The sequence below is a fragment of the Roseomonas sp. E05 genome, from assembly GCF_030063475.1.
Classification (GTDB): domain Bacteria; phylum Pseudomonadota; class Alphaproteobacteria; order Acetobacterales; family Acetobacteraceae; genus Pseudoroseomonas.
Genome location: NZ_JASIRT010000029.1, coordinates 18,518 through 45,153, shown reverse-complemented (window position 1 = coordinate 45,153; position 26,636 = coordinate 18,518). Strand labels below are relative to the sequence as shown.

At 70.8% G+C, this 26,636-nt stretch carries 30 protein-coding genes; 13 read left to right on the top strand and 17 right to left on the bottom strand.

Features of this window, described 5'->3' with window-relative positions:
* Positions 1-19 precede the first annotated feature (19 nt).
* On the bottom strand, positions 20-697 hold the full coding sequence (gene ytfE, locus QMO56_RS21220; RefSeq protein WP_283529130.1) for an iron-sulfur cluster repair protein YtfE: 678 nt from the start codon (positions 695-697) through the stop codon (positions 20-22).
* Between the two features lie 148 nt (positions 698-845).
* Here ytfE and QMO56_RS21215 point away from each other — a divergent pair, with 148 nt between their 5' ends.
* Positions 846-1,265, top strand: coding sequence for an Rrf2 family transcriptional regulator (locus QMO56_RS21215; protein WP_283529128.1), 420 nt, complete (start codon positions 846-848; stop codon positions 1,263-1,265).
* A gap of 246 nt (positions 1,266-1,511) precedes the next feature.
* The gene (ilvD, locus tag QMO56_RS21210; protein ID WP_283529126.1) at positions 1,512-3,365 is read left to right on the top strand and encodes a dihydroxy-acid dehydratase; all 1,854 of its coding nucleotides are present in this window, start codon (positions 1,512-1,514) and stop codon (positions 3,363-3,365) included.
* 89 nt (positions 3,366-3,454) lie between these two features.
* On the opposite strand, the gene QMO56_RS21205 is transcribed toward ilvD, so the two are convergent.
* Positions 3,455-3,766 (bottom strand): hypothetical protein, encoded by a 312-nt coding sequence (locus QMO56_RS21205; protein WP_283529124.1) that lies wholly within the window; start codon positions 3,764-3,766, stop codon positions 3,455-3,457.
* Between the two features lie 305 nt (positions 3,767-4,071).
* On the opposite strand from QMO56_RS21205, the gene QMO56_RS21200 reads away from it, so the two are divergent.
* Positions 4,072-4,398 carry a hypothetical protein gene (locus QMO56_RS21200; RefSeq protein ID WP_283529122.1) on the top strand — a complete coding sequence of 109 codons (327 nt, stop codon included), beginning with the start codon at positions 4,072-4,074 and terminating at the stop codon, positions 4,396-4,398.
* A 38-nt stretch (positions 4,399-4,436) separates the two neighbouring features.
* Here the strand turns inward: QMO56_RS21200 and QMO56_RS21195 are convergent, their stop codons facing one another.
* Positions 4,437-4,643: a hypothetical protein gene (locus tag QMO56_RS21195; RefSeq protein ID WP_283529121.1), complete on the bottom strand. Its 207-nt coding sequence runs from the start codon at positions 4,641-4,643 to the stop codon at positions 4,437-4,439.
* 192 nt (positions 4,644-4,835) lie between these two features.
* On the opposite strand from QMO56_RS21195, the gene QMO56_RS21190 reads away from it, so the two are divergent.
* The 3 genes from QMO56_RS21190 to QMO56_RS21180 all read left to right on the top strand — a co-directional run bounded on the left by QMO56_RS21190 (position 4,836) and on the right by QMO56_RS21180 (position 6,686).
* On the top strand, positions 4,836-5,111 hold the full coding sequence (locus tag QMO56_RS21190) for a metal/formaldehyde-sensitive transcriptional repressor (RefSeq protein ID WP_283529119.1): 276 nt from the start codon (positions 4,836-4,838) through the stop codon (positions 5,109-5,111).
* Positions 5,112-5,121: 10 nt separating this feature from the next.
* Complete coding sequence (dmeF, locus tag QMO56_RS21185; RefSeq protein ID WP_283529117.1) at positions 5,122-6,066, top strand: CDF family Co(II)/Ni(II) efflux transporter DmeF; 945 nt, start codon at positions 5,122-5,124, stop codon at positions 6,064-6,066.
* 173 nt (positions 6,067-6,239) lie between these two features.
* Entirely contained in the window at positions 6,240-6,686 is a 447-nt protein-coding gene (locus tag QMO56_RS21180; protein ID WP_283529115.1) for a YqaA family protein, read from the top strand.
* Positions 6,687-6,699: 13 nt separating this feature from the next.
* Here the strand turns inward: QMO56_RS21180 and QMO56_RS21175 are convergent, their stop codons facing one another.
* Both QMO56_RS21175 and QMO56_RS21170 read right to left on the bottom strand, forming a co-directional pair.
* The gene (locus QMO56_RS21175) at positions 6,700-7,236 is read right to left on the bottom strand and encodes a metallophosphoesterase (protein ID WP_283529114.1); all 537 of its coding nucleotides are present in this window, start codon (positions 7,234-7,236) and stop codon (positions 6,700-6,702) included.
* Between the two features lie 133 nt (positions 7,237-7,369).
* Positions 7,370-7,798, bottom strand: a complete 429-nt coding sequence (locus tag QMO56_RS21170) for a VOC family protein (RefSeq protein ID WP_283529111.1) — start codon at positions 7,796-7,798, stop codon at positions 7,370-7,372.
* A 229-nt stretch (positions 7,799-8,027) separates the two neighbouring features.
* Here QMO56_RS21170 and QMO56_RS21165 point away from each other — a divergent pair, with 229 nt between their 5' ends.
* On the top strand, positions 8,028-9,005 hold the full coding sequence (locus QMO56_RS21165) for a zinc-binding dehydrogenase (protein ID WP_283529109.1): 978 nt from the start codon (positions 8,028-8,030) through the stop codon (positions 9,003-9,005).
* Positions 9,002-10,027 (top strand): Gfo/Idh/MocA family protein, encoded by a 1,026-nt coding sequence (locus tag QMO56_RS21160; RefSeq protein WP_283529107.1) that lies wholly within the window; start codon positions 9,002-9,004, stop codon positions 10,025-10,027. The genes QMO56_RS21165 and QMO56_RS21160 overlap by 4 nt, the downstream gene beginning before the upstream one ends.
* A 153-nt stretch (positions 10,028-10,180) precedes the next feature.
* Here the strand turns inward: QMO56_RS21160 and QMO56_RS21155 are convergent, their stop codons facing one another.
* The 8 genes from QMO56_RS21155 to QMO56_RS21120 all read right to left on the bottom strand — a co-directional run bounded on the left by QMO56_RS21155 (position 10,181) and on the right by QMO56_RS21120 (position 19,764).
* Entirely contained in the window at positions 10,181-11,779 is a 1,599-nt protein-coding gene (locus tag QMO56_RS21155) for an ABC transporter substrate-binding protein (protein WP_283529105.1), read from the bottom strand.
* On the bottom strand, positions 11,776-13,308 hold the full coding sequence (locus tag QMO56_RS21150; protein ID WP_283529104.1) for a serine hydrolase: 1,533 nt from the start codon (positions 13,306-13,308) through the stop codon (positions 11,776-11,778). The genes QMO56_RS21155 and QMO56_RS21150 overlap by 4 nt, the downstream gene beginning before the upstream one ends.
* Positions 13,309-13,368: 60 nt before the next feature.
* Entirely contained in the window at positions 13,369-14,067 is a 699-nt protein-coding gene (locus QMO56_RS21145) for a DUF2161 family putative PD-(D/E)XK-type phosphodiesterase (RefSeq protein ID WP_283529102.1), read from the bottom strand.
* A gap of 44 nt (positions 14,068-14,111) precedes the next feature.
* A complete protein-coding gene (locus QMO56_RS21140) occupies positions 14,112-15,626 on the bottom strand; it encodes a DHA2 family efflux MFS transporter permease subunit (protein ID WP_283529100.1) in 1,515 nt (504 codons plus the stop codon).
* 11 nt (positions 15,627-15,637) lie between these two features.
* Positions 15,638-16,798 (bottom strand): HlyD family secretion protein, encoded by a 1,161-nt coding sequence (locus QMO56_RS21135; RefSeq protein ID WP_283529098.1) that lies wholly within the window; start codon positions 16,796-16,798, stop codon positions 15,638-15,640.
* A gap of 51 nt (positions 16,799-16,849) precedes the next feature.
* On the bottom strand, positions 16,850-17,311 hold the full coding sequence (locus QMO56_RS21130; protein WP_283529096.1) for a MarR family winged helix-turn-helix transcriptional regulator: 462 nt from the start codon (positions 17,309-17,311) through the stop codon (positions 16,850-16,852).
* A 318-nt stretch (positions 17,312-17,629) separates the two neighbouring features.
* Positions 17,630-18,340: a FadR/GntR family transcriptional regulator gene (locus QMO56_RS21125; RefSeq protein WP_283529094.1), complete on the bottom strand. Its 711-nt coding sequence runs from the start codon at positions 18,338-18,340 to the stop codon at positions 17,630-17,632.
* Positions 18,340-19,764, bottom strand: a complete 1,425-nt coding sequence (locus QMO56_RS21120; protein ID WP_283529092.1) for an FAD-binding oxidoreductase — start codon at positions 19,762-19,764, stop codon at positions 18,340-18,342. Before QMO56_RS21120 ends, QMO56_RS21125 begins: the two co-directional genes overlap by 1 nt.
* Positions 19,765-19,973: 209 nt before the next feature.
* Here QMO56_RS21120 and QMO56_RS21115 point away from each other — a divergent pair, with 209 nt between their 5' ends.
* Genes QMO56_RS21115 through QMO56_RS21095 form a run of 5 tightly spaced genes read left to right on the top strand, consistent with a single transcriptional unit; the run spans position 19,974 to position 24,737 of the window.
* The gene (locus QMO56_RS21115) at positions 19,974-20,918 is read left to right on the top strand and encodes an NAD(P)-dependent oxidoreductase (protein WP_283529090.1); all 945 of its coding nucleotides are present in this window, start codon (positions 19,974-19,976) and stop codon (positions 20,916-20,918) included.
* Between the two features lie 3 nt (positions 20,919-20,921).
* Entirely contained in the window at positions 20,922-21,803 is an 882-nt protein-coding gene (locus tag QMO56_RS21110) for an NAD(P)-dependent oxidoreductase (protein ID WP_283529088.1), read from the top strand.
* Between the two features lie 53 nt (positions 21,804-21,856).
* The gene (locus tag QMO56_RS21105; protein ID WP_283529086.1) at positions 21,857-22,852 is read left to right on the top strand and encodes a TRAP transporter substrate-binding protein; all 996 of its coding nucleotides are present in this window, start codon (positions 21,857-21,859) and stop codon (positions 22,850-22,852) included.
* Between the two features lie 21 nt (positions 22,853-22,873).
* The gene (locus tag QMO56_RS21100) at positions 22,874-23,422 is read left to right on the top strand and encodes a TRAP transporter small permease (RefSeq protein ID WP_283529084.1); all 549 of its coding nucleotides are present in this window, start codon (positions 22,874-22,876) and stop codon (positions 23,420-23,422) included.
* A 10-nt stretch (positions 23,423-23,432) separates the two neighbouring features.
* A complete protein-coding gene (locus QMO56_RS21095) occupies positions 23,433-24,737 on the top strand; it encodes a TRAP transporter large permease (protein WP_283529082.1) in 1,305 nt (434 codons plus the stop codon).
* A gap of 85 nt (positions 24,738-24,822) precedes the next feature.
* On the opposite strand, the gene QMO56_RS21090 is transcribed toward QMO56_RS21095, so the two are convergent.
* The 4 genes from QMO56_RS21090 to QMO56_RS21075 form a co-directional block, all read right to left on the bottom strand.
* Positions 24,823-25,017 (bottom strand): hypothetical protein, encoded by a 195-nt coding sequence (locus tag QMO56_RS21090; protein WP_283529080.1) that lies wholly within the window; start codon positions 25,015-25,017, stop codon positions 24,823-24,825.
* A gap of 7 nt (positions 25,018-25,024) precedes the next feature.
* Positions 25,025-25,327 carry a hypothetical protein gene (locus QMO56_RS21085; RefSeq protein WP_283529079.1) on the bottom strand — a complete coding sequence of 101 codons (303 nt, stop codon included), beginning with the start codon at positions 25,325-25,327 and terminating at the stop codon, positions 25,025-25,027.
* A 33-nt stretch (positions 25,328-25,360) separates the two neighbouring features.
* Positions 25,361-25,576: a dodecin gene (locus tag QMO56_RS21080; protein WP_283529077.1), complete on the bottom strand. Its 216-nt coding sequence runs from the start codon at positions 25,574-25,576 to the stop codon at positions 25,361-25,363.
* 98 nt (positions 25,577-25,674) lie between these two features.
* A complete protein-coding gene (locus QMO56_RS21075; RefSeq protein WP_283529075.1) occupies positions 25,675-26,598 on the bottom strand; it encodes a LysR family transcriptional regulator in 924 nt (307 codons plus the stop codon).
* Positions 26,599-26,636 lie beyond the last annotated feature (38 nt).

Sequence of the window (26,636 nt, the reverse complement as noted above, 5' to 3'; positions counted from 1 at the left end):
GGATGACCGGGTCCGCAGATCAGCCTGCGAAGCGCGGGAACAGGATGTTGTTCTCCGTGTGGATGTGCTCCACCAGGTCTTCCGCGAGCTTCCGGGCGCCAACATACAGGGCGCGCCAGGTCGGGCAGGCGTCGTCCGGAACGGTGAAGTCGGCAGTGAGGCGCTCGAGTTCGCGGAGATGCTCCCCGTGGTCGTCATGCTCGGCCAGCATCGCGGCGATGGGCTGCGCGATCATGGGATGGCCGCCGCGGCGCATCAGGGGAAACAGGATCTGCTCCTCCTTCCGCATGTGCTCCTCCAGCTCTCCGGCCATGGTCTCCAGGTGATGAGCCAGCCCGTGCGGCGCGGCGGGGTGGGCCTTGTGGACGGCCTCGACCCGCCGCGCGAGCCGGACGAGTTCCGGCAGTTCCCTGCGGTGAACAGCATGGTAGCGCGTTTCGATGAGGCCGATGAGATCTTCGGTCGCCTCCGGCAGCGTGGCAGGCAGCCCGAGCGTGGCGACGTCCCTGAGGTCGGCCTCGACTTCCTCCAGGGGCAGGCCCTTGGCGATGGCCGCTTCGGCGAGTGAAACCCTGCCACCGCAACAGAAATCGAGTTTGCGCTGGCGAAAGACCTGGGTGGCGCCGGGAAGCGTGACGGCAATGTCTGCCAGGCTCCTGTGGGCGAAGGCAGACCCATGAAGATCGGTGGCGCTCATGCGGCAAGCTCCTGGCCCGCGGATCGGCGGGCGCTATGCCCACGCTGCGCGGCGGGCGGGCGTTGATCGCCAAAAGGTGCATTGACGATGCACCTTTCATGCGCCCCGGAATCTGGTATCGTCAATACCAAATCTGGAAGCATGCCGAATGCGCCTCCTTGCTTCGACCGACTTCGCTCTCCGCATCCTTATGCTGCTGGCCATGAGGCCGTCCGGGGCGCCCGTCAGCGTCGAGGCGCTCGCCAGGGAGCTTGGCGGTCTGTCCCGTCACCACCTGCACAAGATCGTTCAGGATCTGAATGACCTGGGGGTCACGCGCACGATGCGGGGAATGTCGGGCGGCGTGCTGCTTGCCAGGGCGCCTGCGGAGATCCGGCTCGGGCAAGTCATCATGCGCCTGGAACAGGAGCAGGCCCTCGTGGAATGCTTCCGCCCTGGCAGCGCAGGCTGCACGCTGCTTCCGGCCTGCCGGCTGAAAGCGGCGCTCAGCGCCGCACAGAAGCACTTCTACGGGCACCTTGACGGCTACACCTTGGCAGACATGGCTGCAGGGCAGGTAAGTGTCTGAATCCGCTATCGGAACGGAGGGGGCCGGTGGTTGATGGCAGGGCGGTGTTCGTGCGGCCACGGGTGCCGGAAGGGGGGGAACGCCAGCCGTGGGATGGCCGCCCGGAAACTGGTATCCCGTCAATCGGGCGGCCGCCCTGGCTGGCCGAGACGTGCCGGCGGGAGTAAAGGCGGGTGACCCGACCCGGTGTCCCGCATGAGGCGCGGCCGGGACAGCCAGAACCGGCACGGAATGAGGATCGCCAGCATGCCCGCTTACCGTTCGCGCACGACCACCCACGGCCGCAACATGGCCGGTGCCCGCGGCCTTTGGCGGGCCACGGGGATGAAGGATTCCGACTTCGGCAAGCCGATCATCGCCATCGCCAACTCCTTCACCCAGTTCGTGCCCGGCCATGTCCACCTGAAGGACCTCGGCCAGCTGGTGGCGCGCGAGATCGAGGCGGCGGGCGGCGTGGCGAAGGAGTTCAACACCATCGCGGTGGATGACGGCATCGCCATGGGCCATGGCGGCATGCTCTACAGCCTGCCCTCGCGCGAGCTGATCGCCGACAGCGTCGAGTACATGGTCAACGCCCATTGCGCCGACGCGCTGGTCTGCATCTCCAACTGCGACAAGATCACGCCGGGCATGCTGATGGCGGCGATGCGCCTCAACATTCCCGTCGTCTTCGTCTCGGGCGGGCCGATGGAGGCGGGCAAGGTCGTCCATCGCGGCCAGAAGCGCAGCGTGGACCTGATCGACGCCATGGTCGCCGCCGCCGACAGCACCGTCACCGATGCCGAGGTGCAGGTGATCGAGCGCTCGGCCTGCCCGACCTGCGGCTCCTGCTCCGGCATGTTCACCGCCAACTCGATGAACTGCCTGACCGAGGCGCTGGGCCTGGCGCTGCCGGGCAACGGCACGGTGGTCGCCACCCATGCGGACCGCAAGGGCCTGTTCCTGGAGGCCGGGCGGCTCATCGTCGATCTTGCCAAGCGCTACTACGAGCAGGACGACGCCTCCGCCCTGCCGCGCAACATCGCCACCTTTGCCGCCTTCGAGAACGCGATGACGCTGGACATCGCCATGGGCGGCTCCACCAACACGGTGCTGCACCTGCTGGCCGCCGCGCAGGAGGGCGGCGTGCCCTTCACCATGCGCGACATCGACCGGCTCTCCCGCCGCGTGCCCGTGCTGTGCAAGGTCGCGCCCGCGGTGGCGGACGTGCATGTCGAGGACGTGCACCGCGCCGGCGGCATCATGGGCATCCTGGGCGAGCTGGACCGCGCCGGGCTGATCGATACCTCGATCCCCACCGTGCACGAGCCGACGCTGGGCGACGCGCTGGCGCGCTGGGATGTGCGGCGCACCGAGAGCCGCACCGCGCACGAGTTCTTCCGCGCCGCGCCGGGCGGCATCCCCACCACCGAAGCCTTCAGCCAGTCCGTTCGCTGGGAGGCGCTGGACCTCGACCGCGAGAAGGGCGTGATCCGCGACCGCGAGCATGCCTTCTCGCAGGACGGCGGGCTGGCCGTGCTCTACGGCAACCTGGCGGAGGAAGGCTGCATCGTGAAGACGGCGGGGGTGGATGCCTCCATCCTGACCTTCGCCGGGCCGGCCCGCATCTTCGAGAGCCAGGACGCGGCGGTGGAGGGCATCCTCGGCGGCCGCATCGTGCCGGGCGACATCGTGCTGATCCGCTACGAGGGCCCGAAGGGCGGCCCCGGCATGCAGGAGATGCTCTACCCGACGAGCTATCTGAAGTCGAAGGGGCTGGGGAAGGCCTGCGCCCTGGTGACCGATGGCCGCTTCTCCGGCGGCTCCTCCGGCCTGTCGATCGGCCATGTCTCCCCCGAGGCGGCCGAGGGCGGTCTGATCGGGCTGGTGGAGGATGGCGACCGCATCGAGATCGACATCCCGAACCGCGTCATCCGGCTGGCCGTCGCCGAGGAGGTTCTGGCGCAGCGCCACGCCGCCATGGAGCAGCGCGGCGCGGAGGCCTGGCAGCCGGTGAACCGGGAGCGGCAGGTCTCCGCCGCGCTGCGGGCCTATGCCGCGCTGACGACCAGCGCCGCCCGCGGCGCCGTGCGTGACGTGGAGCAGCGCCGGCGGCGCTGAGCCGCGCCTGGCCGGCCCATGAAAAAGCCGGGGCCGCCTTGCGGCGGTCCCGGCTCGTCAGCCTGCAAGCGGATGGCCGGCGCCGCGGATCAGCGCGCCGCCATCATCGAGGAGGCCGGCGCCTGGGGAAGATAGACGACCTCTCCATGGCTGCCGCCCAGGTCCACCGGGATGCCGGCGGCGTGCTTGCCAAGGGTGGGGTCGGCGTAGGTGATCTGCGTCTCCCGGCCCAATTGCGTGAAGCGGGCGTAGCCGCCGCCAAGGATGTTGCCGGTGTAGCTCGGATCATACTGGACCGCGAAATTCTCGCCGCGGTTTGTCACGGCCAGGTCCTGCGCCTGGGCGGCACCCGCCAGGCCCACGAGGGCGATGGCAGCAAGAAGCGAACGGGTGATGGTCATGATGACTTGTCCTGAAAGGGGTTTGTCTCGCTGACGGGCTTGCCGTCGGTGCACCCGATATGGACCCTCATGACCTCCTGCTGAATTGGCGGGATGCTGATGCCAGGTATTGGTTGAAACGATGGTCGCGGCCGGCCGCCGTGCCTCTCCCTGTCGGGCGGCGGCCGCTCCTGCGCCATCTGCCGGGGGCGAAGGGCGGTCAGCGGGCGGGCGGCACAAGGGATGACGATTGGTCCGTTGCGGCGCCTGTGGCGCGTCGCCCGTGGCTCCAGGAGGTGGCAATGGGAATGAGATGCGGGCCGAGCATGGCGGCTGCCTTTCTGGCCCTCTTCGCCGGCGGCCTGCCGGTGCGGGCGGCCGCGGCGCCGGACCAGCAAGCCCCGAGCTGGTCCGAGGTGAAATGCGCCCGCTACACGGAGGCGTGGAACAGCGCCCTGATACAGTTCGGCCGCCAGGATCTGAGCCGGGACTTCCTCGAAAGGCATGCGGCCTTCCTTGCCTCCGGCTGCCGCGCGGGCCGGGATGTCTGCCCGCGTTCACAGGCAGAGCTGGATCTGGCGAACGCCATGAGCATCGCGGCGATGAACGCGGGCGCCGCGAGCAGCTTCCTGCCCTTCGCCTGCCGCAGGTGAGGGCCGCAGGTCCGGGCTGGCAGCGCCACCGGCAAGGCTCAGTCGCTGACGGAGGTGACGCTGCAGCCGGCGCTGTCGATGAGGAAGCCGACGATCTGCGGATCGCTGGAGAGATCGATGCGGACCTCGCCGGACCGCAAATCCGTCTCCACCGTGACGAGCGTGCCGAAATGGTCCTGCAGCTTCTTGCGGATGAGCCCGGCGGTGCGCTCGTTCGCCATTCCCGCAACCCGGTAGGTTCGCACTCTAACTTTCTCCCCGATGGAATTCCGGATCGTTTGCGGCGGCCAGGCCGCGACGGCTTGAACGCGCGGGAAGCGCCTCGGGTTCACCGGTGCCGTGGGGGAGGGGAGGCCGGAGCAGGGTGCCCGCGTGCCTGCCCGCCTTACCCAGTTCAGGCTTTTCAGGATCTGCTCTATAGGGTAGGGGGGTATGGTATGTCGCACCTGAAAGCCAACCGGCAGCAACTGCTCAACCGCGTCCGGCGCATCGCCGGGCAGGTGGAGGCGGTGGAGCGTGCCCTGCTGGAGGATGCGGAATGCGCCGTGACCCTCCAGCGCGTCGCCGCCGTGCGCGGCGCGGTCAACGGCCTGCTGGACGAGATCCTGGAGGACCACCTGCGTGAGCATGTCGCCCGGCCCGGCCTCAGCGACGAGGAGCGGCGCGAAGGGGCGGAGGACATGATCGCCGTCATCCGGCGCTACGCGAAGTAGGACCATCCCCATGGCGAACCAGACCGGCACCGAGGACCTCTCCCACGACCACGTCTTCCTCGGCCGCGCACATGACGAGAATGCCCGCCGGACGCTCTGGGTGGTCGCCCTGACGGCGGTCATGATGGTGGGCGAGATCATCGCCGGCAGCCTGTTCGGCTCGATGGCGCTGCTGGCCGACGGGTTCCACATGGCGACCCATGCGGGCGCACTGGCGGTGGCGGCGGGCGCCTATGCCTATGCCCGGCGCCATGCCCGGGACCGGCGCTTCAGCTTCGGCACCGGCAAGGTGGGCGACCTCGCCGGCTTCGCCTCGGCCCTGGTGCTGGGCGTCGTGGCGCTCGCCATCGCCGTGGAGTCCCTTGGCCGGCTGCTGGCGCCGCGCGAGGTGGCCTTTGGCCAGGCAGCGCTGGTGGCCGCCCTCGGCCTGGCGGTGAATCTGGTCAGCGCGCTGATGCTCTCGGGCGGGCACCATCACCACGACCATCCCCATCATGACCACGGGCACGGTCATCACCACACCCCCGCCGGGCAGGGGCAGGACAACAACCTCCGCTCGGCCTATCTGCATGTCCTGGCCGATGCGCTGACCTCGGTGCTGGCGATCGCCGCGCTGCTGGCCGGGCGCTACCTGGACTGGGTCTGGCTCGACCCGGCCATGGGCGCCGTGGGGGCCATCGTCATCGCCCGCTGGTCCTGGAGCCTGATGCGCGACACCGCCGCCGTGCTGCTCGACACCAGCGACGCGGCGCTGGAGGCCGAGGTGCGTGAGCAGGTCGAGGGTCCGGGCGATGTGCGGATCACCGACCTGCACATCTGGCGCGTCGGGCCGGAGGCGCATGCGGCCATCGTCAGCGTCAGCGGCGCCGATGCGACGGCCACCGAGGCGATCCGCGCGCGCCTGCGGCCGGTGCATGAACTCGCGCATGTCACGGTGGAGTGCCGCCGAGCCTGATGGCCGGCGGCTGGCCGCCTGTGCCGCGCTGCGCTAGAGCAGATCCCGTTCCGATGGCATCATCGGGACGGGTGAAGATGCTCGTCAAAACAAGCGGCTAGAGCATTTTCCGTGAGCCAGAGCGAACGGAAAATGCTCTAGGGGCGGCACGGGACCAGGGGGGGCCTCCCGCAATGGCTGAATTCGCTGTCTATGCCGGCCTCTTCGGCCTTTCCCTCGTCGCCGCGACCATCCTGCCGGCGCAGTCGGAGGCGGCGCTGGCCGGTCTGCTGCTCGCCGGAACCTATTCGCCGGCCCTGCTGCTGGTGGCCGCGAGCCTGGGCAACACCGCCGGCTCGGCCATCAACTGGGCGCTGGGCCGCTCGATCGAACGCTATCGCCGCCGGCGCTGGTTCCCTGTGCGGCCCGCCATGCTGGAGCGGGCGCAGGGCTGGTACCGGCGCTACGGGAAATGGTCGCTCCTGTTGAGCTGGCTGCCGGTCGTGGGCGATCCGCTTACTCTGGTGGCAGGGGTGATGCGGGAGCCGTTCCTGCCTTTCCTGCTGCTGGTGGCGCTGGCCAAGGCCGGGCGTTACCTCGTGGTCGCCGTGCTGGCGCTGGGCTGGACGGGCGCCGGGTGATGCCGTCCTCCTGTCAGCCGCCATCCGGCGCTTCCTTCGCGGCGCTGCGGCGCCACGGGCGGGCGACGAGGATCTCTTCCAGCGTCACCGGCCGGAAGCCCCAGGCATCGACGCCGACATCGGCCTGCCGTGGCAGCGGCCTCAGTCGGCCATGGCTGTGCCCGTGCAGGTTGATCCAGCCCCGGCCCATGTTCCGCCAACTGCGGAAGGCATAGTGGCACAGGACCAGCGGCGCCCCTTCCACGGTGATCTCGGCATAGGGCCGCACGCTGGCCCAGCCCGGCAGGCCGAGCGTGGCCGGGCCGTCATTGTTGCCGGTGATGAGGTGCTTGCGCCCGTGCAGGCGGCCGAGCAGCGCCTCCATGACGGCGGCATCCGGCCCGAGCGCGAAGTCGCCGAGATGCCAGACCTCATCCTCCGGCCGCACGGCGGCGTTCCAGCGCTCCAGCATCGCCGCATCCATCGCGGCGGTGGAGGGGAAGGGGCGGCGATAGAGCCCGCGTGCCCCGCCATGGCCGAAATGCGTGTCGCCGGTGAAGAAGACGGCCAAGGCTCCCCCCGCTTTCCCTTGCCGTGGGGCTAGAGCATTTTCCGTTCGATCTGGCTCACGGAAAACGCCCTAGCCGTTTGTTTTGACGAGCATCTTCACCCGTTCCGATGATGTCATCGGAACGGGATCTGCTCTAGTAGTTCTTCCACAGGCCGGGCGTCGCCAGTTCCACGAGATTGCCGTCCGGGTCGCGGAAATAGAGGCTGCGCGACCCGCGCGGCCAGTCCACCCGGCCTTCGATGACGATGCCCCGCGCCTCCAGATGTGCCTGCCAGGCCGCAAGCTGCTCGGGCGCGACGGCAAAGGCGTAATGGAGATGGCCGCTGCCGTCATGCGGCGGGATCACGCCGCCGGGCAGCTCCACCGGCGTGCCGGTGGTGCCGCGCTGGAACAGCAGCAGCACGCTGCCCGGCGCTGCCGGATAGGCGGCGATGCGCTCGTCCACGACCATCGGCCGCAGCCCCAATACCTCCTCGTAGAAGGTGCGGGCCCGTGGCAGGTCGTCCACGTAGAGGCTGGTTTCGAGAACGCCACCCAGTGGCGGTGCATCCTCATTCGGCATCACGGCTCCTCCCTGGCTGCTGAAGCAATGAGCGGTGCGCCCGGAAGTTTACCCGGGCCGGAGGCGCGGCTTCTCACGGGCCGCAGGGCCCGGGAGGCAGTGCTTCCCAGGCGGAGGACGCAAAGCTTTGATTTTCTCCCGAGCAGGCCAGGGCCTAGGTCGGAGGCACGCCTGAGGCGAAGGAGGGCTGAAACGCAATGACTGATGGGATCATCGCGCTGTGAACCATATGGCCGCCACAACCCGCACGATGCAGGCCGCGACGCTCGTCGGCCCGGGACGGATCCAGCTTGAGGAGGTGGCGCTGCCCGAGCCCGGGCCGGGGCAGGTGCGGCTCCGGCTGGAGGGCTGTGGCGTCTGCGCCTCCAACCTGACGCCCTGGGAAGGGCCGGAATGGATGCAGTTCCCGACCGAGCCGGGCGCCCTCGGGCATGAAGGCTGGGGCGTGGTGGACGCGCTGGGCGAGGGCGTCGAGGGGCTGCGCCCCGGCGACCGCGTCGCCGCCCTCTCCTACAAGAGCTACGCGGAATACGACCTCGCGGATGTCGAGGCCGTGGTGCGTCTGCCGGACTCCCTGGCCGGCCAGCCCTTCCCGGGCGAGCCGCTGGGCTGCGCGATGAACATCTTCCGCCGCAGCGGCATCGAGGCCGGGCAGACCGTCGCCATCATCGGCATCGGCTTCCTGGGCGCCCTCCTGACGAAGCTCGCCAGCGACGCGGGCGCGCGCGTCATCGCCATCTCGCGCCGGCCCTTCTCGCTCGATCTGGCGCGGCGCATGGGCGCGGCGGAGGCGATCCCGATGGAGGACCACCACGCCATCATCGCGCGCGTGAAGGAACTGACCGGCGGCACCTTCTGCGACCGCGTCATCGAGGCGGTGGGCAAGCAGTGGCCGCTCGACCTCGCCGCCGAACTGACCCGGGAGCGCGGCCGGCTGATTGTCGCCGGCTACCACCAGGACGGGCCGCGGCAGGTCAACATGTGGCTGTGGAACTGGCGCGGGCTCGATGTCATCAACGCGCATGAGCGGGACCCGAAGGTCTATATGCAGGGTATCCGCGAGGCGGTGGAGGCCGTCGCCTCCGGCCGGCTGGACCCGGACGGGCTCTACACCCACCGCTTCCCGCTGGAGCGGCTGGACGAGGCGCTGAACGCCACACGCGACCGGCCCGACGGCTTCCTCAAGGCGCTGGTGACCTTCCGATGAGCCAGGTGCTGAGCGAGGCGCCGCGCCCGGCGCAGCTCCGCCGCCCGCGGCTCGGCTTCCTCGGCGTCGGCTGGATCGGCCGCCACCGGATGCAGGCCATCCTGGAGACCGGCATGGCGGAGGCCGCCGCCATCGCCGATCCCTCGCCCGAGATGGTGGCGGAGGCGAAGAAGCTGGCGCCCGGGGTGCGCCGGGTCGATGGCCTGGGCGCGATGCTGGCGATGGACCTGGACGGCGTGGTGATCGCCACCCCGAGCGCGCTGCATGCCGAGCAGTCCACCCGCGCGCTGGAGCGCGGCGTGGCGGTGTTCTGCCAGAAGCCCCTCGGCCGGACGGCGGCGGAGGCGCGGGCGGTGGTCGAGGCGGCGCGCAAGGCGGACCGCCTGCTGGCGGTGGATCTCTCCTACCGCTTCACCGAGGGGATGCGGCGCATCCGCGAGATCGTGCAGTCCGGCGAACTCGGCCGCATCTACGCGGTCGATCTCGTCTTCCACAACGCCTACGGGCCGGACAAGCGCTGGTTCTACGATCCCGCCCTCTCCGGCGGCGGCTGCGTCATGGATCTTGGCGTGCATCTCGTGGACCTCGCCCTTTGGGTGCTGGACTTCCCGGGCGTCGCCAAGGTCTCGGGCAGCCTCTTCGCCGGCGGCGAGCCGCTCGGCGGAAGGCCGGACCGGGTGGAGGACTATGCCGTCGCCACGCTGGGTCTGGAGAGCGGCGCAGCGGTGCAACTCGCCTGCTCCTGGCGCCTGCAGGCCGGCTGCGACGCCATCATCTCCGCCGCCTTCTACGGTACCCAGGGCGGCGCGGCGCTGCGCAACGTCAACGGCTCCTTCTACGACTTCACCGCTGAGCGCTATCGCGGCACGGCGCGCGAGACCCTGGCCTCGCCACCCGATGCCTGGGGTGGCCGCGCCGCCGCCGACTGGGCGACGCGCCTCGCGCAGGGTGCGCGCTTCGACGCCGGCGCCGAGCGGCTGGTGGCGGTTTCCGAAGTGCTGGACCGTATCTACGGGCGGTAAGCGCAGAGCTGGGGAGGCCCAAGGGACCATGGGGCCTCCCCGGACCCCGCGATGAGTTTAGTTTGAACAGAAGGGAGGTTCAGGGCAAAGCCTGCAGGTTTCGCCAGGTTTCTGGCGGTGAGTCCGGGAGGCAGCGCCTCCTGGACTCCGTCGTTACTTCTTCTCGATGTTCCAGAACACCATGACCGGCGCGTTCAGCACGCCGGAGACATTGGCGCGCCGCGCATAGGGCTGCGTGTACTGCCCGAGCACGCGATAGGGCTGCACTTCCGCGAGCCGCCGGTGCAGCGCCTCGGTGGCGGCGCGGCGGCTCGCGTCATCCACCGCCTCCACCACGGCGTTGCGCAGCTTTTCCGCCTCGGCATCGCAGGGCCAGCCGGCCCAGGCGCGGTCGCAGGACATGTTGGTGCCGATATTGGTGATCGGCGACTGCATGGTGGGGCCGGAAGCCGTGGTGACGAAGAGGTTCCAGCCTCCCTGATCCGGTGCCGCGCGGTTCTGTTGCCGCGTCGTCACCGTGCCCCAGTCGGCGAACTGCAGGTCCACCTTCATGCCGATCTTCTTCAGCGCCTCGGCCGCCACCTCCGCCATGCGGCCGATCGGCGCAATGTCGTAGGAGGAGGTGATCACCATCGTCTCGCCCTTGTAGCCGCTCTCGGCCAGCAGCTTGCGGGCGGTCTCCAGGTCCGGCTTGGCATAGGCCTCCGTGCCGGCCTCGGTGCCGTTCGGGCTGCCGCAGACGAAGTACGACGCGCAACGCTTCCACCACTGCTCGTCGCCGAAGCCGGCGGCGAGGAAGTCGGCCTGGTCGGTCGCATAGGCGAGGGCCAGCCGCGCGCGGGGGTCGTTGAAGGGCGGGTGCAGGTGGTTCGGCCGCAGCATCGCCTGGTTGTCGAGGCTGGAGTAGCGCTCGACCTTGATGTCGCGGCCGCGGCTGATGACCGGGATGAGGTCCTGGCTCGGCTGCTCCCAGATGTCGATCTCGCCGGCCTGCAGCGCGGCGGAGGCCGTTGCGGCATCGGGCATGATGGTCCACTCGACCCGGTCGAGCTTCACCACGCGGCCGCCGGCGAGACCATCGGCAGGCTCGCTGCGCGGCTTGTAGTCGGGGTTGCGGTCATAGACGACGCGCGCGCCGCTGCGCCATTCCGCGCGGTTGAACAGGAAAGGGCCGCTGCCGATGGTGTTCTGCACCGGCTTCATCGGGTCCGTCGTCGCGTCGCTCTCGCGCATGATGGCCGGGATCTGCCCGACCGCCGAGCCGAGCGCGAAGGGCACCATGCCCGTTGGCTTCTTCAGCCGCAGCGTGAAGCTGCGGTCGTCCTGCACCTCCAGCGCGGCGGTGTACTCGGCGAGCTTGCCGCCCACCGTGTCCCGCGCCATCCAGCGCTTCAGCGAGGCGATGACGTCCTTGCTGGTGACGGGCTGGCCGTCATGGAAGCGCAGGCCTTCGCGCAGCCTGAAGGTCCAGGCGAGGTTGTCCGGCGCGGTGGAGAAGCTCTCCACCATCTGCGGATGCGGCTGCAGCTTGGAATCCCAGGCGAACAGCGTCTCGTAGACCATCAGCCCGTGCATGCGGGTGATGACGATGGAGGCGAAGACCGGATCGAGCGTCTTGAGGTCCGCATGCGGGGCCACGCGCAGCACGCGGTTCGGTGCCGGCTGCGCCACCGCCTCCGAGGATAGCGGCAGGGCCAGGGTCAGGGCGAGCGGCGCGGCGGAGAGCGGCAGCGCAAGGCGTGTGCGGATCAAGCATCATCTCCCGGTTCGTTCTGGCGGTGGAAGTGCAACACCCGGGCGCGATGGCTGGCAACCCGCAAAGAACCATCCGGCTCAAGGGAAAGGCAGGGGCGGTGACGCCAGGGGCCATGCGCGAGATCCGCGAGGGCGCGGCCGCCCGGCAGCGGCGTGAGGGCGGTCTCCGCGCCGATCCCGCCCGCCCAGGGAAAGCGGGCGGTGCCGTCGGCACGGATGTGGAGCGTCAGGCCGAGCCGTGCCTCCTGCCATGTGCCGGCCAGCGCGGGAGCGAGCGCCTGATCCGCCGGCACGCGCCGCAGCCGTCGCGCGGCGCCGCCGACCGTGCCGGCCAGCATATCCTCACCCTCCGCCCGGAACCGCACGTCGAGATAGGCCGGCAGGCTGCGTGCGCCGCCCTCCGGCGCGGCGACCAGGTGCTCGTAGGCGCCCATGTAGGTGATGGAAGCGGCTGTGGTCTCGGCCCAGAACGGCCCTTCCGCCGCCGCGAAAAGCCCGCTGGGGAAGCCCTGCGGCGCTTCGGGCAGGGATTCCCTCAGGAGGGCCGCCATCACCCGCAGCGCGGGCCAGAGCGCGTCCTCCTCGCGGTTGGTCAGCACGACGACGCCGGCGCCATGCTCCGGCGCCATGAGAAAGTGGTTGCGGTAGCCGGGCAGGGAGCCGCCATGGCCGAGCAGCGTTGTGGCGCCCAGCGCGCTGCGCACCAGGCCCAGGCGGTAGAGGCTTTCCGAACCGTCGGCGAAGTGGCGGGGGGCGGCGAGGTGTTCCAGCATTCCGGCCAGCGGGCCGCGGCCGGCCAGCAAGGACGACAACCATTCCGCCAGCGCCGCCGCGCTGCCCGCCAGCCCGCCGGAGGCCGAGAAATGCACGCCGTAGCGGCCGCGCCGCCAGGAGGCGCCGTCCCGCCAGTAGCCGGTGGCGAGGCCGGGCACGGCCTCCGCCTCGTCCTCCGGGAAGGCGATGAGAAGGCCGAGCGGCTCCAGCAGGCGGCGCCGCAGGGCTTCGGCATAGGGCACGCCGCGCTGCGCCGGGAAGACGGCCTGGGCCAGCCGCCAACCGGTGTTGGAATAGGCCATCTCCGTGCCCGGCGCCGCGTTCAGCCCGGGCAGGCCGCGCGCCACCGCCATGATCTCCTCGGCCTTCAGGCTGGCGGTGAAGGGCACGCCACGCTGCCACAACACCTCCATCATGTCCGGCAGGGCGGCGGTCATGTCGAGTGCGCGGCCGAGCGGCACCGCGCCGAGCGCCGCAGGCAGGCCCTCCAGCAGCGCGCCCAGCGGGGCGTCGAGGGAAAGGCCCTCCAGAAGCAGGGTCGCCGCCAGGAAGTGCTTGCTGATCGAGGCATAGCGGTTCGGCGTCTCCGGGGTGAAGGGGAGGCCGTGCTCGATGCTGGCCAGGCCGCCGCTGGCCGCGTGGCGGATACCGCCGGTGTCGAAGGTCAGGATGGCGCCGCCCGGCCCCGCCGCCCCGGTCCAGGCGCCAGCGATGATGTCGGCTTCGGTGGCGGCGCGGTTCCAGTCCGGCATGCGGCGTATCCCTTTCGGAGCGGAAGGAGGGCGCTATTCCCCCAGCCTTCCGCCCTGGCGTCAACTCGGGGGAGCGTCGGCCTCCGCCACGGCCGCCCATTGCCGGAGCGCCTGCTCCCCGGCCGGGGTGAGGCGGTAGACACCGCGCTCCGCGCGTTCGAACCAGCCATAGACGTTGCGCAGCAGGATGCGGCCGGCCTCGGGCGCGGCGGGTTTGAGGTCGCGCGGCCGGCACGGACCCTCCCGCAGGGCCGCCGCGCAGGCCAGGGCCTGCTGGCGGTAGGCCGTCATGACCGGGCTGCGGCTGCCGCCGCCGGGTGTCGGGTCGCCCTGGCGGCGCTGGTGCTCGCGCAGCAGCAGGGCGCGGCGCCGGAGGTTGGGGCGCGGCCGGTAGGGGGCGGGTTCCGCCAGTACCTCGACGGCGCGGCGGGCCGGGTCCACCGCCAGCAGGCCGAAGCCGAGCAGGCGGCAGAGGCGATGGGCGCGGCGGTCGCGGTCCCGCCCGCGGCGGGAGGCGCGCACGGCCAGCCAGACCTCGTCCGCCGCCGCCAGCCGGTCCACGCCCTGCAGGACGAGGTCCAGCGTGAAGCTCATCTTCAGCTCGGTGATGACGAGGAAGGGCGGCTCCCCCGGCCGGAGCGCGACGATGTCGCAGCCGCAGACCTCGCCCTTGGCCTCGTAGCCGCAGGCTTCCAGATGGGCCTTGACCGCCGCATAGAGGGAGGTCTCGGGAGCGCGGCGGGGGCGGGCGGCGGTCATCGCCGCCGGATAGCGCGCGGCGCGGCAGCCGGGAAGGCCGCCGCCTATTCCATGGCGACGCTGTGGTCCACCGCCGCGGCCTGCTGCGGGCGGCGCAGCAGCAGCAGCAGCGGAAGGGAGGCCAGCGACAGGATCATCAGCAGCTTGAAGTCGTCGAGATAGGCGATGATGGTCGCCTGATTGGTTACCAGCTCGTCCAGCGCCGCGCGGCCGGGCAGGGTGAGCGGGCTGTAGGCCTGTATCTCCGGCTGCTGCAGCAGGCGGTTGAAGGGCGTGATGTGGCTGACCAGCTCGGCATGGTTGACCTGGACGTTCTCGCTGATCAGCGCCGTCACCGCCGAGATGCCGACCGCCGAGCCGATGTTGCGTGACAGGTTGTAAAGGCCTGTGCCCTCGCCACGCTGCTGCGCCGGCAGCGTGGAGAAGGTGACGGTGGTCAGCGGCACGAAGAGGAAGCCGAGCCCGGCGCCCTGCACGAAGCCGGTGACGATGATGCGCCACTGCGAGACGTCGGGCGTCCAGGCCGTCATGTCGTACATCGCCCAGGCCGTCAGCAGCAGGCCGGTGGCCAGCAGCAGGCGCGTGTCCACCCTGCCGATCAGCCGGCCGACGATGAACATGCACACCATCGTGCCCATGCCGCGCGGCCCCATGACGATGCCGGCGGTGACCACCGGATAGCCCATCAGCGTCTGCAGATAGGGCGTCATCAGCGCCAGCGAGGCGAGATAGGTGATGCCGACGACGAAGATGAAGACCATGCCGAGGGTGAAGTTGCGGTCCAGGAAGAGGCGCGGGTTCACGAAGGACCGCTCGGCGGTGAAGGTGTGCACGAGGAAGATGTAGAAGGCGGAGGCCGCCACCACCGCCTCGACCAGGATCTCGCCCGAGCCGAACCAGCCGAGCTGCTCGCCGCGGTCGAGCATGAGCTGCAGCGAGGCGATGGTGAGGCTGAGCGCGCCGAAGCCGGTCCAGTCCAGCTTCGCCGCGCGTTCGACGCGCGTCTCCTGCACGAAGGCGCTGACGCCGAGGAAGGCCAGCAGGCCGAGCGGCACGTTGATGTAGAAGACCCAGCGCCAGCTCAGGTTGTCGGTCAGCCAGCCGCCGAGCACCGGGCCCAGCACCGGACCCACCATCACCGAGACGCCGAACAGCGCCATGGCGGAGCCGCGCTCCTCCGGCGTGTAGATGTCGAGCAGGATGGCCTGCGAGAGCGGCACCAGCGAGGCGCCGAAGAAGCCCTGCAGCAGCCGGAAGCCGACGATCTGCACCAGCGACTGCGCCAGGCCGCAGAGCACCGAGGCGGCGACGAAGCCGGCGATGGCGGTGAGCAGCACGCGCTTGCGCCCGAAGCGTGCCGAGAGCCAGCCGGAGGGCGGCGTCATGATCGCGGCGGCGACGATGTAGGAGGTCAGCACCCAGTTGATCTGGTCGGCGCTGGCCGAGACGCTGCCCTGGATATAGGGCAGCGCGACGTTGGCGATGGTGGTGTCCAGCGCCTGCATGATCACCGCCAGGATGACGCAGGCGGTGATGGCGCCGCGATTGGCGACCGGCATGGCGGCCGCCCTCAGCCGGCCCGGCCCGGGGCGCCGCCGTTGGCGCCGAACAGCCCGGCCAGGAAGGACGGCATGCCGCGCGCATGGCCGGTATCCACGCTGATCACCGCGCTCATGCCAACGCGCAACGGCGGCGCGCCGGCCTCGGGCTCGAGATGCACGCGCATCGGGATGCGCTGCACCACCTTCACCCAGTTGCCGCTGCTGTTCTGCGCCGGCAGCAGCGCGAAGCTGGAGGCCGAGGCGGGGCTGACGCTCTCCACCGTGCCGTGCCACGCGTAGTCCGGATAGGTGTCGATGGTCACCGTCACCGGCTGGCCGGGCCGCACATAGGTCAGCTCGGTCTCCTTGGGCGTGGCCTCGATCCACATGTTGCCGGTGGCGACGATGCTGAAGCCGGCCGTCGCGGCGGCGAGGTACTGGCCCGGCTGCAGCGAGGGCACGTTGGTCGCGGTGCCGGCGATCGGCGCCCGCACCACGGTATGGGCGAGCTGGCGGGCGGCCTCGTCGCGCGCCGCCACCGCCTCGATATAGCGCGGGTGCTGCTCGACCGGCAGGTCCGGATCGCCGCCCAGGTTGGCGGCGATGCCGGCGAGCTGCTGGTTCAGCGAGGCCACCTTCTGCTGCGCGGCGCGCAGGTCGCGCTCGGCCTGCTCGAAGGTGACGTGCGAGGCCACGTTGCGAGCGATCAGCTGGCGCTGCCGCTCCAGTTCGCGCGTGTCGTAATCCACCTCGACCTGCGCCTGGCGGATCTGCGCCTGCATGTCGCGATAGCCGGCCTTCTGCGCATTCAGGTCGTTGGCGACGATGCCGAGCTGCGCCTCGGCGCGGGTCAGCGCCAGGCGGAAGGGCTGGTCGTCCAGGCGGAACAGCACGTCGCCCACCGCGACATGCTGGTTCTCGTGCACCGCCACCTGCGTGACGATGCCGGAGATGTCGGTCGTCACGCCCACCATGTCGGCGCGGACATAGGCGTTCTCGGTGGACATGATCTGTCCGCCGGTGACGTAGAAATAGCCGCCCGCCACCAGGGTCACGGGCAGCAGCAGGAACAGCGCCCAGCGCAGCCGGCGGCGGCCCGACATGCGCGCCACCGGCGGGCGGTGTGGCGGCTCGGCCGTGCTGATCGCCGCTTCATCCTGCGCTTCGGTCGTGGTCTGCAGCCGGCTCATTCCTGCTTCCTTGCTCTCATGGCCATGCCGGCGGGCCGGGCTGCGGTCCGCTCAGTCATGCTTCGTCTCCTCGACCGGCTGCTCGCAGGCCGCGGTCAGGTTCTTTCGCATGGCCAGCAGCAGCCGCAGCAGCTCCTCGCGCTCCGCCTGGGAGAGGCCATCCAGCGCCTCGGCACGGGTGCGGTCGCCGATCTGCCGCATCCGCGCCAGCATTGGGTGGGCCTTCGCGGTCAGGTAGAGCTGCCAGACGCGGCGGTCCGTCGGGTGCTGCCGCCGCTCGACCAGCCCGTTGCCCTCCAGCCGGTCCAGCAGGCGGGCCAGGGTGATCGGCTCGATCTCCAGCAGCTCCGCCAGGCCGCCCTGATGGATGCCCTCGTTGGGCGCCAGGAAGGCCAGCACCTGCCATTGCGAGCGCGTCAGGCCGAGGCAGCGGGCGCGCTGCTCGAACCGCTTGCGCAGGAAGCGCGCGACGTCGTGCAGCACGAAGCCGAGGGTGGGTTGGGTGTCAGGCATCCGGCGGAAGCGAGCAAGAGGTCATGAGCAGCACTGTTATAAGCATGCTTACATTACGCGCCAGCCCCGCCCGCCGGCTCCTTCCGCGCAAGGCCCGCCGCAAGCGGCTGTTTCCATGCCCTCCGGGGCGGCTCCCCACGGGGCGGGAGGCAGGCCCGCGGAAATGGAATGCGGCATCAGGAGGGGTTCCACCCCTCCTGAACATCCCAGTTGGGGGAACTGAGTTCCCCCAGCCTCCCACATTCTTTCTGATGGTGGGGTCCGGGGTGACACTGTCACCCCGGCGGGGGTCCAGGGGGCGGCGCCCCCTGGCATCCCTCAGACCGCGAGCGCGAAGCCAAGCCGGCTGGCGGCGTTGCGGATATGGGTGGCCATGGCGTTGCGGGCCGCCTCCGGATCGCCGGTGAGGATGGCCGCGTGGATGGCACGGTGCTCGGCGATGGTGACGGCGATGACCTCGCTGACCGAGCTGCCCGGCCGGGTGCGGGTGGCCATGATGGTCTCGCGCACCTGGTCGGAGAGGAAGCTGATCACGCGGGCAATCTGCTCGTTGCCGGCGGCGCGGGCCACGGCGCGGTGGAAGGCGAGGTCGGCATCCACCCCGCCGGGATCGCCCTCGACCTCGCGCTGCATGTCTCGGAAGGCGTCGGTTATGGCGGCGATGTCGTTCTCGGTGCGACGCTCGGCGGCGAGGCCGGCGGTCTGGATCTCCAGGATGGCGCGCAGCTCGAAGAGGTTGCGGAAGGTGGCATCGTCCTGCAGGGCCTCGGTATCGAAGCGCAGCACACCGGTGCCCTGCTTGCGAATGACGAAGGCGCCGACGCCCTGGCGCGACTGCACCAGCCCGTCAGCGCGCAGGCGCGAGATCGCCTCGCGCACGACGTTGCGGCTGACGCCATAGGCATCCGCCAGGGCCTGCTCGGCGGGCAGGCGCTCGCCCGGCTTCCAGCGGCCTTCGGCGATGCCGGCGGCGACGAGGTCGGCGATGCGGGAGGGAAGCTGGGGGGGGCGGCTGACGCGATCGCTCATCACTCGTCCAATGTGAAGATACGGCCCGGGCTCATGCGGCCGGCGGGGTCCAGGCCGGATTTGATCGCACGCAACAGATCACGGTCAACCGCACCCAGGCGCCGGAGGAAGGGCGCGCGCTTGACGCGGCCGATGCCGTGCTCGGCGCTGATCGAGCCGCCGAAGCGGTCCACCAGTTCGAAGATCAGCTCCTCGGCTTGGTGCAGCAGCGCGTCGCAGGCGGCGGGGGCGAGGCCGGGCGGCGGCAAGACGTTGTAGTGCAGGTTGCCGTCGCCGACATGGCCATAGGCGACCGGCAGGGCCTGGGGCAGGTGGCGGGCCATGGCGGCATCGGCCGCCGCCATGAAGGCGGCGAGGTCGGAGATCGGCACGGAGACGTCGGTGCGCAGGTGGCGGCCATGACGGTGCTGCGCCTCGACCAGCTCCTCGCGCAGGCGCCAGAAGTCGCGCGCCTGGGCCTCGCTCATGGCGACGGTGCCGTCGAGGATCGCCTCGCGCTCCAGGCAGCTGGCGAGGAACTGCTCCATCAGCGCGGCGAGGTCCACCAGCCCGCTGGCGGAGGCCTCCATCAGCACATAGACCGGCGCGGGTGCGGCGAGCGGCTCGCGCAGGGCAGGGCTGGCGGCGAGGGTCAGCTCGATGCAGCGGCGCGGCAGCAACTCGAAGGCGGAGAGCAGGTCGGAAAGGCCGCGCCGTGCGGCGGCATAGAGCGCCATGGCGGCCTCGACCGAGGCGAGGCCGAGCATGACGGTCTGCACCTGGGTCGGGCGCGGGAAGAGCTTCAGCGCCACGGCGGTGACGATGCCGAGCGTGCCCTCGGAGCCGATGAAGAGCTGCTTGAGGTCGTAGCCCGTGTTGTTCTTGCGCAGGCTGCGCAGCCCGTTCCAGACGCGGCCATCGGGCAGCACCACCTCCAGGCCGAGCACGAGGTCGCGCGCCATGCCGTAGCGCAGCACGTTGACGCCCCCGGCATTGGTGGCCACGTTGCCGCCGATCTGGCAGCTTCCCTGCGCACCGAGCGAGAGCGGCAGATGCAGGTCCTGCTCGGCGGCGGCGCGCTGCAGGGCGGCCAGCACGCAGCCGGCCTCGGCGACCATGCTGAAGTTCACCGGATCGATGCCGCGCAGGCGGTCGAGGCGTTCCAGGCTGAGCACCAACTCGTCGCCCTCGGGGGAGGGGACGGCGCCGCCCACCAGCCCGGTATGGCCGCCCTGCGGCACGACCGGCACGCCCGCCCCGGCGCAGAGGCGCGCCACCTGGGCGACCTCCTCCACCGTGGCGGGGCGGGCGACGGCGAGCGGCCGCCCGGCGAGGTCGCCGGACCAGTCCTGCGCATAGCGGGCGAACTGCGCCGGGTCGTCAAGCAGGCCCTGGGCTCCGAGCAGGTCCCGCAGGCGGGGGATCAGGTGGCCGGCAGTGTGCAAGTTCGCGCTCCCTGGCGGTCCCGGCGCGCGGCGGCACACCGGGGGTGTGGCGGCGCCGCGGATCGGGCCGGAAACCACTTGTCCAACAATAGGACAACGTGCCAGAGTTCAGCAACAACGACGCGCCGGGGTCCGCCCGGCCGGGCCTGCGGGCAAGGAGGAGACCGGATGCCAGGACCACGCACCTGCCGCGCGCCGAGGGCAGCGGCATGAGCCAGGACACAGACACCACCGCCCGGCCGCGCCTGGGCTTCATCGGCATCGGGCTGATGGGCACGGCGATGAGCCTGCGGCTGTTGGAGCGCGGCTGGCCGCTGACGGTGTGGAACCGCGAGCGGCCCAGTCTCGACCCGGTGCTGGCCGCAGGCGCCGCCGAGGGCGGCAGCCCGCGCGAGGTGGCCGAGCGCAGCGACATCGTGCTGATGTGCGTGCTGGACACGCCGGCGGTGGAGGCCTGCGTGTGGGGCAGGAACGGCATTGCCGAAGCCACGGGCGGCGCGCGGCTGCTGATCGACTTCTCCACCATCGACGCCGAGGCCACCCGCGACTTCGCCGCGCGGCTGCGCGCGCAGACGGGCATGGGCTGGATCGACGCGCCGGTCTCCGGCGGGCCGGCCGCCGCCCGTGACGGCACGCTGACCGTCATGGCGGGCGGCGAGGAGGCCGAGCTTCAGGCCGCCGCCGCGGTGCTGGCCGATCTCGCCGGCAACGTCACCCGCATGGGGCCGGTGGGCGCCGGGCAGGTGACGAAGGTGGTGAACCAGGCGATCGTCGGCGCGGGCTTCGTGGCCATGGCGGAGGCGCTGCACCTGGCCGAGGCGGCCGGAATCGACGCCGCGGCGCTGCCGGCCTGCCTCGCCGGCGGCCTCGCCGACAGCGCCCTGCTGCAGCGCATCTACCCGCTGATGCAGCGCCGCGCCTTCGACCCGCCGCTCGGCTATTCGCGCCAACTGCTGAAGGACATGAAGGCGGTGAAGGGCTTTGCCCAGGGGCTCGGGCTTGATCTGCCGGGCGTGGAGACGGCGACCGGGCGCTTCGCCGCCTATGTCGAGCAAGGCAATGCCATGGCCGACATCGTCTCGATCATCCGTCTCTACGAGCACGAGCGGCAGCAGGGCGGGGAACCGGCGCCGCACCATCAATCGGGGACCTAGGGAATGGCTCGAATCGGTTTCATCGGCCTTGGCGTCATGGGGCGCGAGATGGCGCTCAACCTCGCCAGGGCAGGGCATGCGGTGGTCGGCCATGACGTCGTCCCCGGCGTGGCCGAAAGCCTCGCGGCGCAGGGCGTCACGCCGGCGCGCGACCTCGCCGCGGCGGCGGCGGAGGCGGAATTCGTCATCCTCATGCTGCCCGACACGCCGCAGGTGGAGGAGGTGCTGACGGCGCCGGGCGGGCTGCTCGACGCGCTGCGCCCGGAGCAGCTGGTGATCGACATGAGCACCATCTCGCCCGTCGCCACGCGGAAGATGGCCGAGGCGCTGGCGGCGCGTGGCGTGGCGATGCTGGACGCCCCGGTCTCCGGCGGCGTCACCGGCGCGCGGGACGCGAAGCTGTCGATCATGGTGGGCGGCGAGGCGGCGGCCTTCGCCCGCGCGCGGCCCGTCCTGGAGGCGATGGGCAGCAAGGTCGTGCATGTCGGCGCCGTCGGCAACGGGCAGACGGTGAAGCTGTGCAACCAGCTTGTCTGCGCCATCAACATCCAGGCCATGTGCGAGGCCATCGCGCTCGCCCGCGCCTCGGGGCTCGACCCGGCGGTGGCGCGCGAGGTGCTGATGGGCGGCTCGGCGAATTCCTGGATGCTGGAGAATCTCGGCCCGAAGGTGCTGGCCAAGGACGACAGCGCCGGCTTCCGCATCGACCTGAAGCTGAAGGACCTCCGCCTGGCCAACGATCTCGCCTTCCAGCAGGGCGTGCCGCTGCCGGGCACGGCGCTGGTGACGAGCCTCTACCTGGAGGCGCGCGCGCATGGCGAGGGCAGCAACGGCAACCAGGCGCTGTTCCGCGTCTACGACCGCATGACCGCGCAGGACCGCTGAGCGCGCGCCCGCTGCGGCGGGCGCAGGACTTCCAGGAAAGCAGGAGAAGAAAAATGTTCAACTTCAAGGCTGCCCTTGCAGCGGCCGCGCTGTCCTCGTCTGTGCTGCTGCCAGGCGGCGCCTTCGCGCAGACCGTGCTGAAGCTCGGCCATGTCTGGCCGGCGGCCGAGATCCACGCCAGGGCTGCGGAGCGCTTCGCGGCGGATGTCGCGCAAGCGACCAACGGCGCGGTGAAGGTGGAAATCTACGGCGGCAGCACGCTGGGCAGCGACCGGGAACTCGTCGAGGGCCTGCGGTTCGGCTCGAACGACATCTGGGTCGGCGGGGGCGGCGTGCTCACCTCCGCCTCGGACACGGCGAAGATCTTCGCCATGCCCTTCATGATCCGCGACCCGCAGCACTTCGAGCAGGTGTATAATGGCCCGACCGGCAAGGAGATCACCGAGGCCGTCAAGAAGGAATCCGGCCTGCAGGTCCTCGCCTACTGGCTTCGCGGGCCGCGCTGGCTGACCACCAAGACGCCGGTGAAGACGCCCGCCGACCTGTCCGGCCTGAAGATCCGCGTGCCGGACAGCCCGGTATCGGTCGCCTCCTGGAAGGCGCTGGGTGCCGCGCCGACGCCGATGAGCTTCGGCGAGGTGTTCAACGCCCTGCAGCAGGGCGTGATCGACGGGCAGGAGAACCCGCTCTCGCTGATCGTGACATCGAAGTTCTCCGAAGCGGTGAAGTACCTCGTGCGGACCGAGCATTCCTACGAGCCGATCGTGATCGTGATGAGCGCCAGCCGGCTGGCCGGGCTGCCGGAGGCGCAGCGCAAGGCGGTGCTGGAGGCCGCCAGCGGCGCCGCCCGCGCCTATGCCGCCGAGGAGGTGGGCAAGGGCGAGGCCGGCTTCGTCAAGACGCTGCAGGGCGAGGGCATGACGCTGATCGAGCCGGACAAGGCGGCCTTCCGCGCCAAGGTCGGGCCGGCCTTCGTGAAGTCCACCTTCCCCTCGATTGCGGCGCTCTATGAGAAAGTGGCCGCCGTCGGCGCCCCCGCAGCGCGCTGACCGGCCGGGAAGGAGCCTGCCATGTCATCCCTCCCGCGCGCCGGCGCCGTGGCGGAGCCGGCGGGCCGGGCCTCCGGGCCGCCGCGCTGGGTCCGGGTGATCGACGGCTTCAACCTGGCGCTGTTGACGGCGCTGGCCCTGGTGCTTGGTGTGCTGGCGCTGCTCGCCTTCGTGCAGGTGATCGCCCGCTACCTGATCGGCGCGCCGCTCACCTGGTCGGAGGAGCTGATCCGCTATGTGCTGATCTGGTCGGTCTTCCTCGGCGTCGGGATCGGTGTGCGCCAGGGCATGCTGGCCTCGGTCGAGATCGTCAACGCCACCGTGCCGGCGCCGGTCGCACGGCTCCTGACCTGGGCGAGCCTTGCGCTCTCCGCCCTCTTCTGGATGGTCCTGATCGCCTATGGCTGGATCATCCTGGGCAACGTGCAGGGCATGCGCTCCGGCGCGCTGGAAATGCCGATGGCTTATGTCTACGCGGCCATCCCACTCGGCAGTTTGCTCGCCCTGGTCAACACCCTGGCCGTCGCCGCCGATCCGCCGCGCGGCGGCAGCGAAATGCCGGTGGACTGAGGAGCCTGCCATGAGCCCCGTCGTGATCGGCCTCTCCCTCCTGGCGCTCTTCGCCCTCGGCGTCCCGATCGCCATCTCGCTCGCGGGCACGGCGGCGCTGTCCATGCACGCCTCCGGCATCCCCTTGCAGGCGCTGGTGCAGCGGATGTTCGCGGCGCTGGATTCCTTCCCGCTCACCGCCATCCCCTTCTTCATCCTCGCCGGAGCGCTGATGGAGGCGAGCGGCATCTCGCGCCGGCTGATCAACTTCGCCCAGGCGCTGGTCGGGCGCGCCATCGGCGGGCTCGGGCTGGTGGCGGTGGTCTCGGCGATGTTCTTCGCCGCCATCTCCGGCTCCAGCGCGGCGACCACGGCGGCCATCGGCGGCACGCTCATCCCGGCCATGGCGCAGCGCGGCTTTCCCCGTCCCTTCGCCACCTCGGTGCAGGCGGTCTCGGGCGAGCTGGGCGTCGTCATTCCCCCCTCCATCCCGATGATCATCTTCGCGCTGACGGCGGGCGTGCCGGTGTCGATCGGCAGCCTGTTCATCGCCGGCGTGGTGCCGGGCCTGCTGATCGGCGGTTCGCTCATGCTGACCGTGCATGTGATCAGCCGGATGCGCGGCTACGGCCAGGCCGTGCCGCGCGGCGGGGCGCCGGGCGGGCTCGGCGAGCCGGAGGGTCTGTTCCGCAGCTTCCGCGCCGCGCTGTTGCCGCTGCTGCTGCCCGTCATCATCCTGGGGGGCATCTATGGCGGCATCTTCACGCCGACCGAGGCGGCGGCGGTGGCGGTGTTCTTCGCGCTCTTCGTCGGCGCCGCGGTGTACCGGACGCTGACGCCGGCACGGCTGCTCGCCGCGCTGCGCGCCTCGCTGCTCAGCACGGTGGTCATCCTGGTCATCATCTCGGCGGCCAGCGTCTTCGGCTGGGTGCTGACGGCCAACCGCATCCCCGAAATGATCGCGCATTTCTTCATCAGCCTCTCGGACAATCCGGCGGTCTTCCTGCTGCTGGTGAACGCCTTCCTGCTGATCGTCGGAATGTTCCTGGAGACCGGCGCGGCGATCACCATCGTGGCGCCCATCCTCACCCCTGTGGCGATGCGGCTGGGCATCGATCCCGTGCATTTCGGCATCATCATGATCGTCAACCTGGCCGTCGGGATGACCACGCCGCCGGTGGGGGTCAACCTGTTCGTCGCCTGCCAGGTGGCGGGGCTCAGGATCGAGCAGATCCTGAAGAGCATGCTGCCCTTCTACTTCGTCCTGCTGGCGGATATCGCCCTCGTGACCTATCTGCCGCAGCTTTCGCTCTGGCTTCCGCGCGTGCTCGGCTGAGGCCGAAGCCTGGGAGGCGCTGCCTCCCAGACCCTCCGCCGGGGAGGCAACGGCCTCCCCGGACCCCGCGGCCGGTTTTGCGGAATCAGTCGGCGGGGGTGTCCATTTCCGCCAGCCAGACCTCGGCGGCATCGGCCGCCGCCTCGTCCGGGGCGGTGATGACGAGTTTCGTGGGATCGTCCGGGGCGGGCGCGATGGTCACGTCCCTGGCCTTGTATTCGTTGATGATGTCGCTGTCGATTGTCAGGGAGACGGGGCGGCGGACGGTACGGGTGATCATGATGGCCTCACGCAATTCGCAGGATTTCCACCGCCGGCGGCGAGAGCAGGATCTCGCTGAAGGCGCGCATCCAGTCGCCGGCATCCTCGCCGGGACTGCCACCCTGGTGGCGCAGCGTCTCGAACTGGTCGAGGCTGGCGAGCTCCACCTCGAACTGGAGGGCCGCGCCACCCTGGCCCCGTGTGAGAGGCACCAGCAGCCGGGCCTTCAGGCCGTTGCGGCCGGCCGCCTCCATCTCCTGCCGGATGAGCTCGACGGCGCGCTGCCGGTCGACGGGCAGCACGTCATAGCAAAACCGCGCGAGATACATCGCTTCCTCCTGTTCCGCTGATCGCTGCGGGGCTCAGCCCTCGTCGAGGGTGAAGCCCGCCTTCAGGGTCACCTGGTAGTGGTCCACCTTTCCGTCTTCCCCGACGGCGCCCCGGACCTGCGCCACCTCGAACCATCGCAGGTTCCGCAGCGTGCGGCCGGCGCGGGCGATCGCCACCTGGATCGCGTCGTCGATGCCTGTCTTCGACGAGCCCACCAGCTCGACCACCTTATAGACATGTTCCGACACGGCAGCCTCCCTTCCTGGGTCCGCGATGGCGCGGATCGCGCGGGTATCCGCGCGGCATGCTGGCAGAACTCGGCAGGGCGGTCCTCCGTTGCGCGGTCCTATCGGTCCGGCCTCCGGGCGCGCTCCCGATCGCCCTCCGGGCCGCCGAGCGTCTTCAGGATCTGCTCCATCAGGTCGCGCGCGGCAGGGGGCTGCACCCGGTCCCGCCGGCGCAGCAGACCGATGCTGCGCGTCAGCGCAGGCTCCACCAGCGGCACCGCGACAATGCCCTCGCCAGCCCGCCCGGCGATGGCGGAGGCGGGCAGGGCGGTGAGGCCCGCCCCCGCCGCCACCAGCGCCACGGCAGTGGAGAGATGCCGCACCTCGATCCGCCAGCGTGCCGTCACGCGGGCACGGCGCAGCGCGGCCTCGATGATGCGCCGGTTCTCGCTGAGCGGACCGATGGAGACGAGCGGCTCCGTGGCCAGCTCGCCCCAGGCGACGGCGGCGCGGCCCGCGAGCCGGTGGCCCTCCGGGCAGACCAGGAAGAAGGGCTCCTCCAGCAGCGGGATGCCCTCGATGTCCCAGTGCTCCGGGCCGAGGGCGGCGAGCGCGAAGTCCAGCCGCCCCTCCTGCAGCATGTTGCGGATCTCGGCGCCGGAGATGTCGTAGACGATGACCTCGCCGCCCTGCCAGTGCCGCCGGTGGCGTGCCAGCAGCGGGCCGAGATAGCGCACCGCCAGGGTCGGCAGACAGCCGAAAGCGACGTTCTGCGTCTCCGTCCGGTCGCCGGCGCGGCGCAGGGCGTCGGTGAGCTGCGCCATGGCGCTCTGTGCCTCCGGCAGCAGCGCCGCCCCGGCCGGGCTGAGACGGATCGGCCGGGAGCGCCGCAGCAGCAGCTCGCGCCCGACGATCTGCTCCAATCGCTGCAGCCGCCGCGTGAGCGCCGGCTGGCTGATGCCGAGCCGCGCCGCGGCACGCTGGAAGGAGCCGAGATCGGCCACTGCGACGAAGGCTTCCAGACCGGGGAGATCGAGATGCATGGCGGCGATGATGCGTGCTGTGCATCGGGCTGTCACCG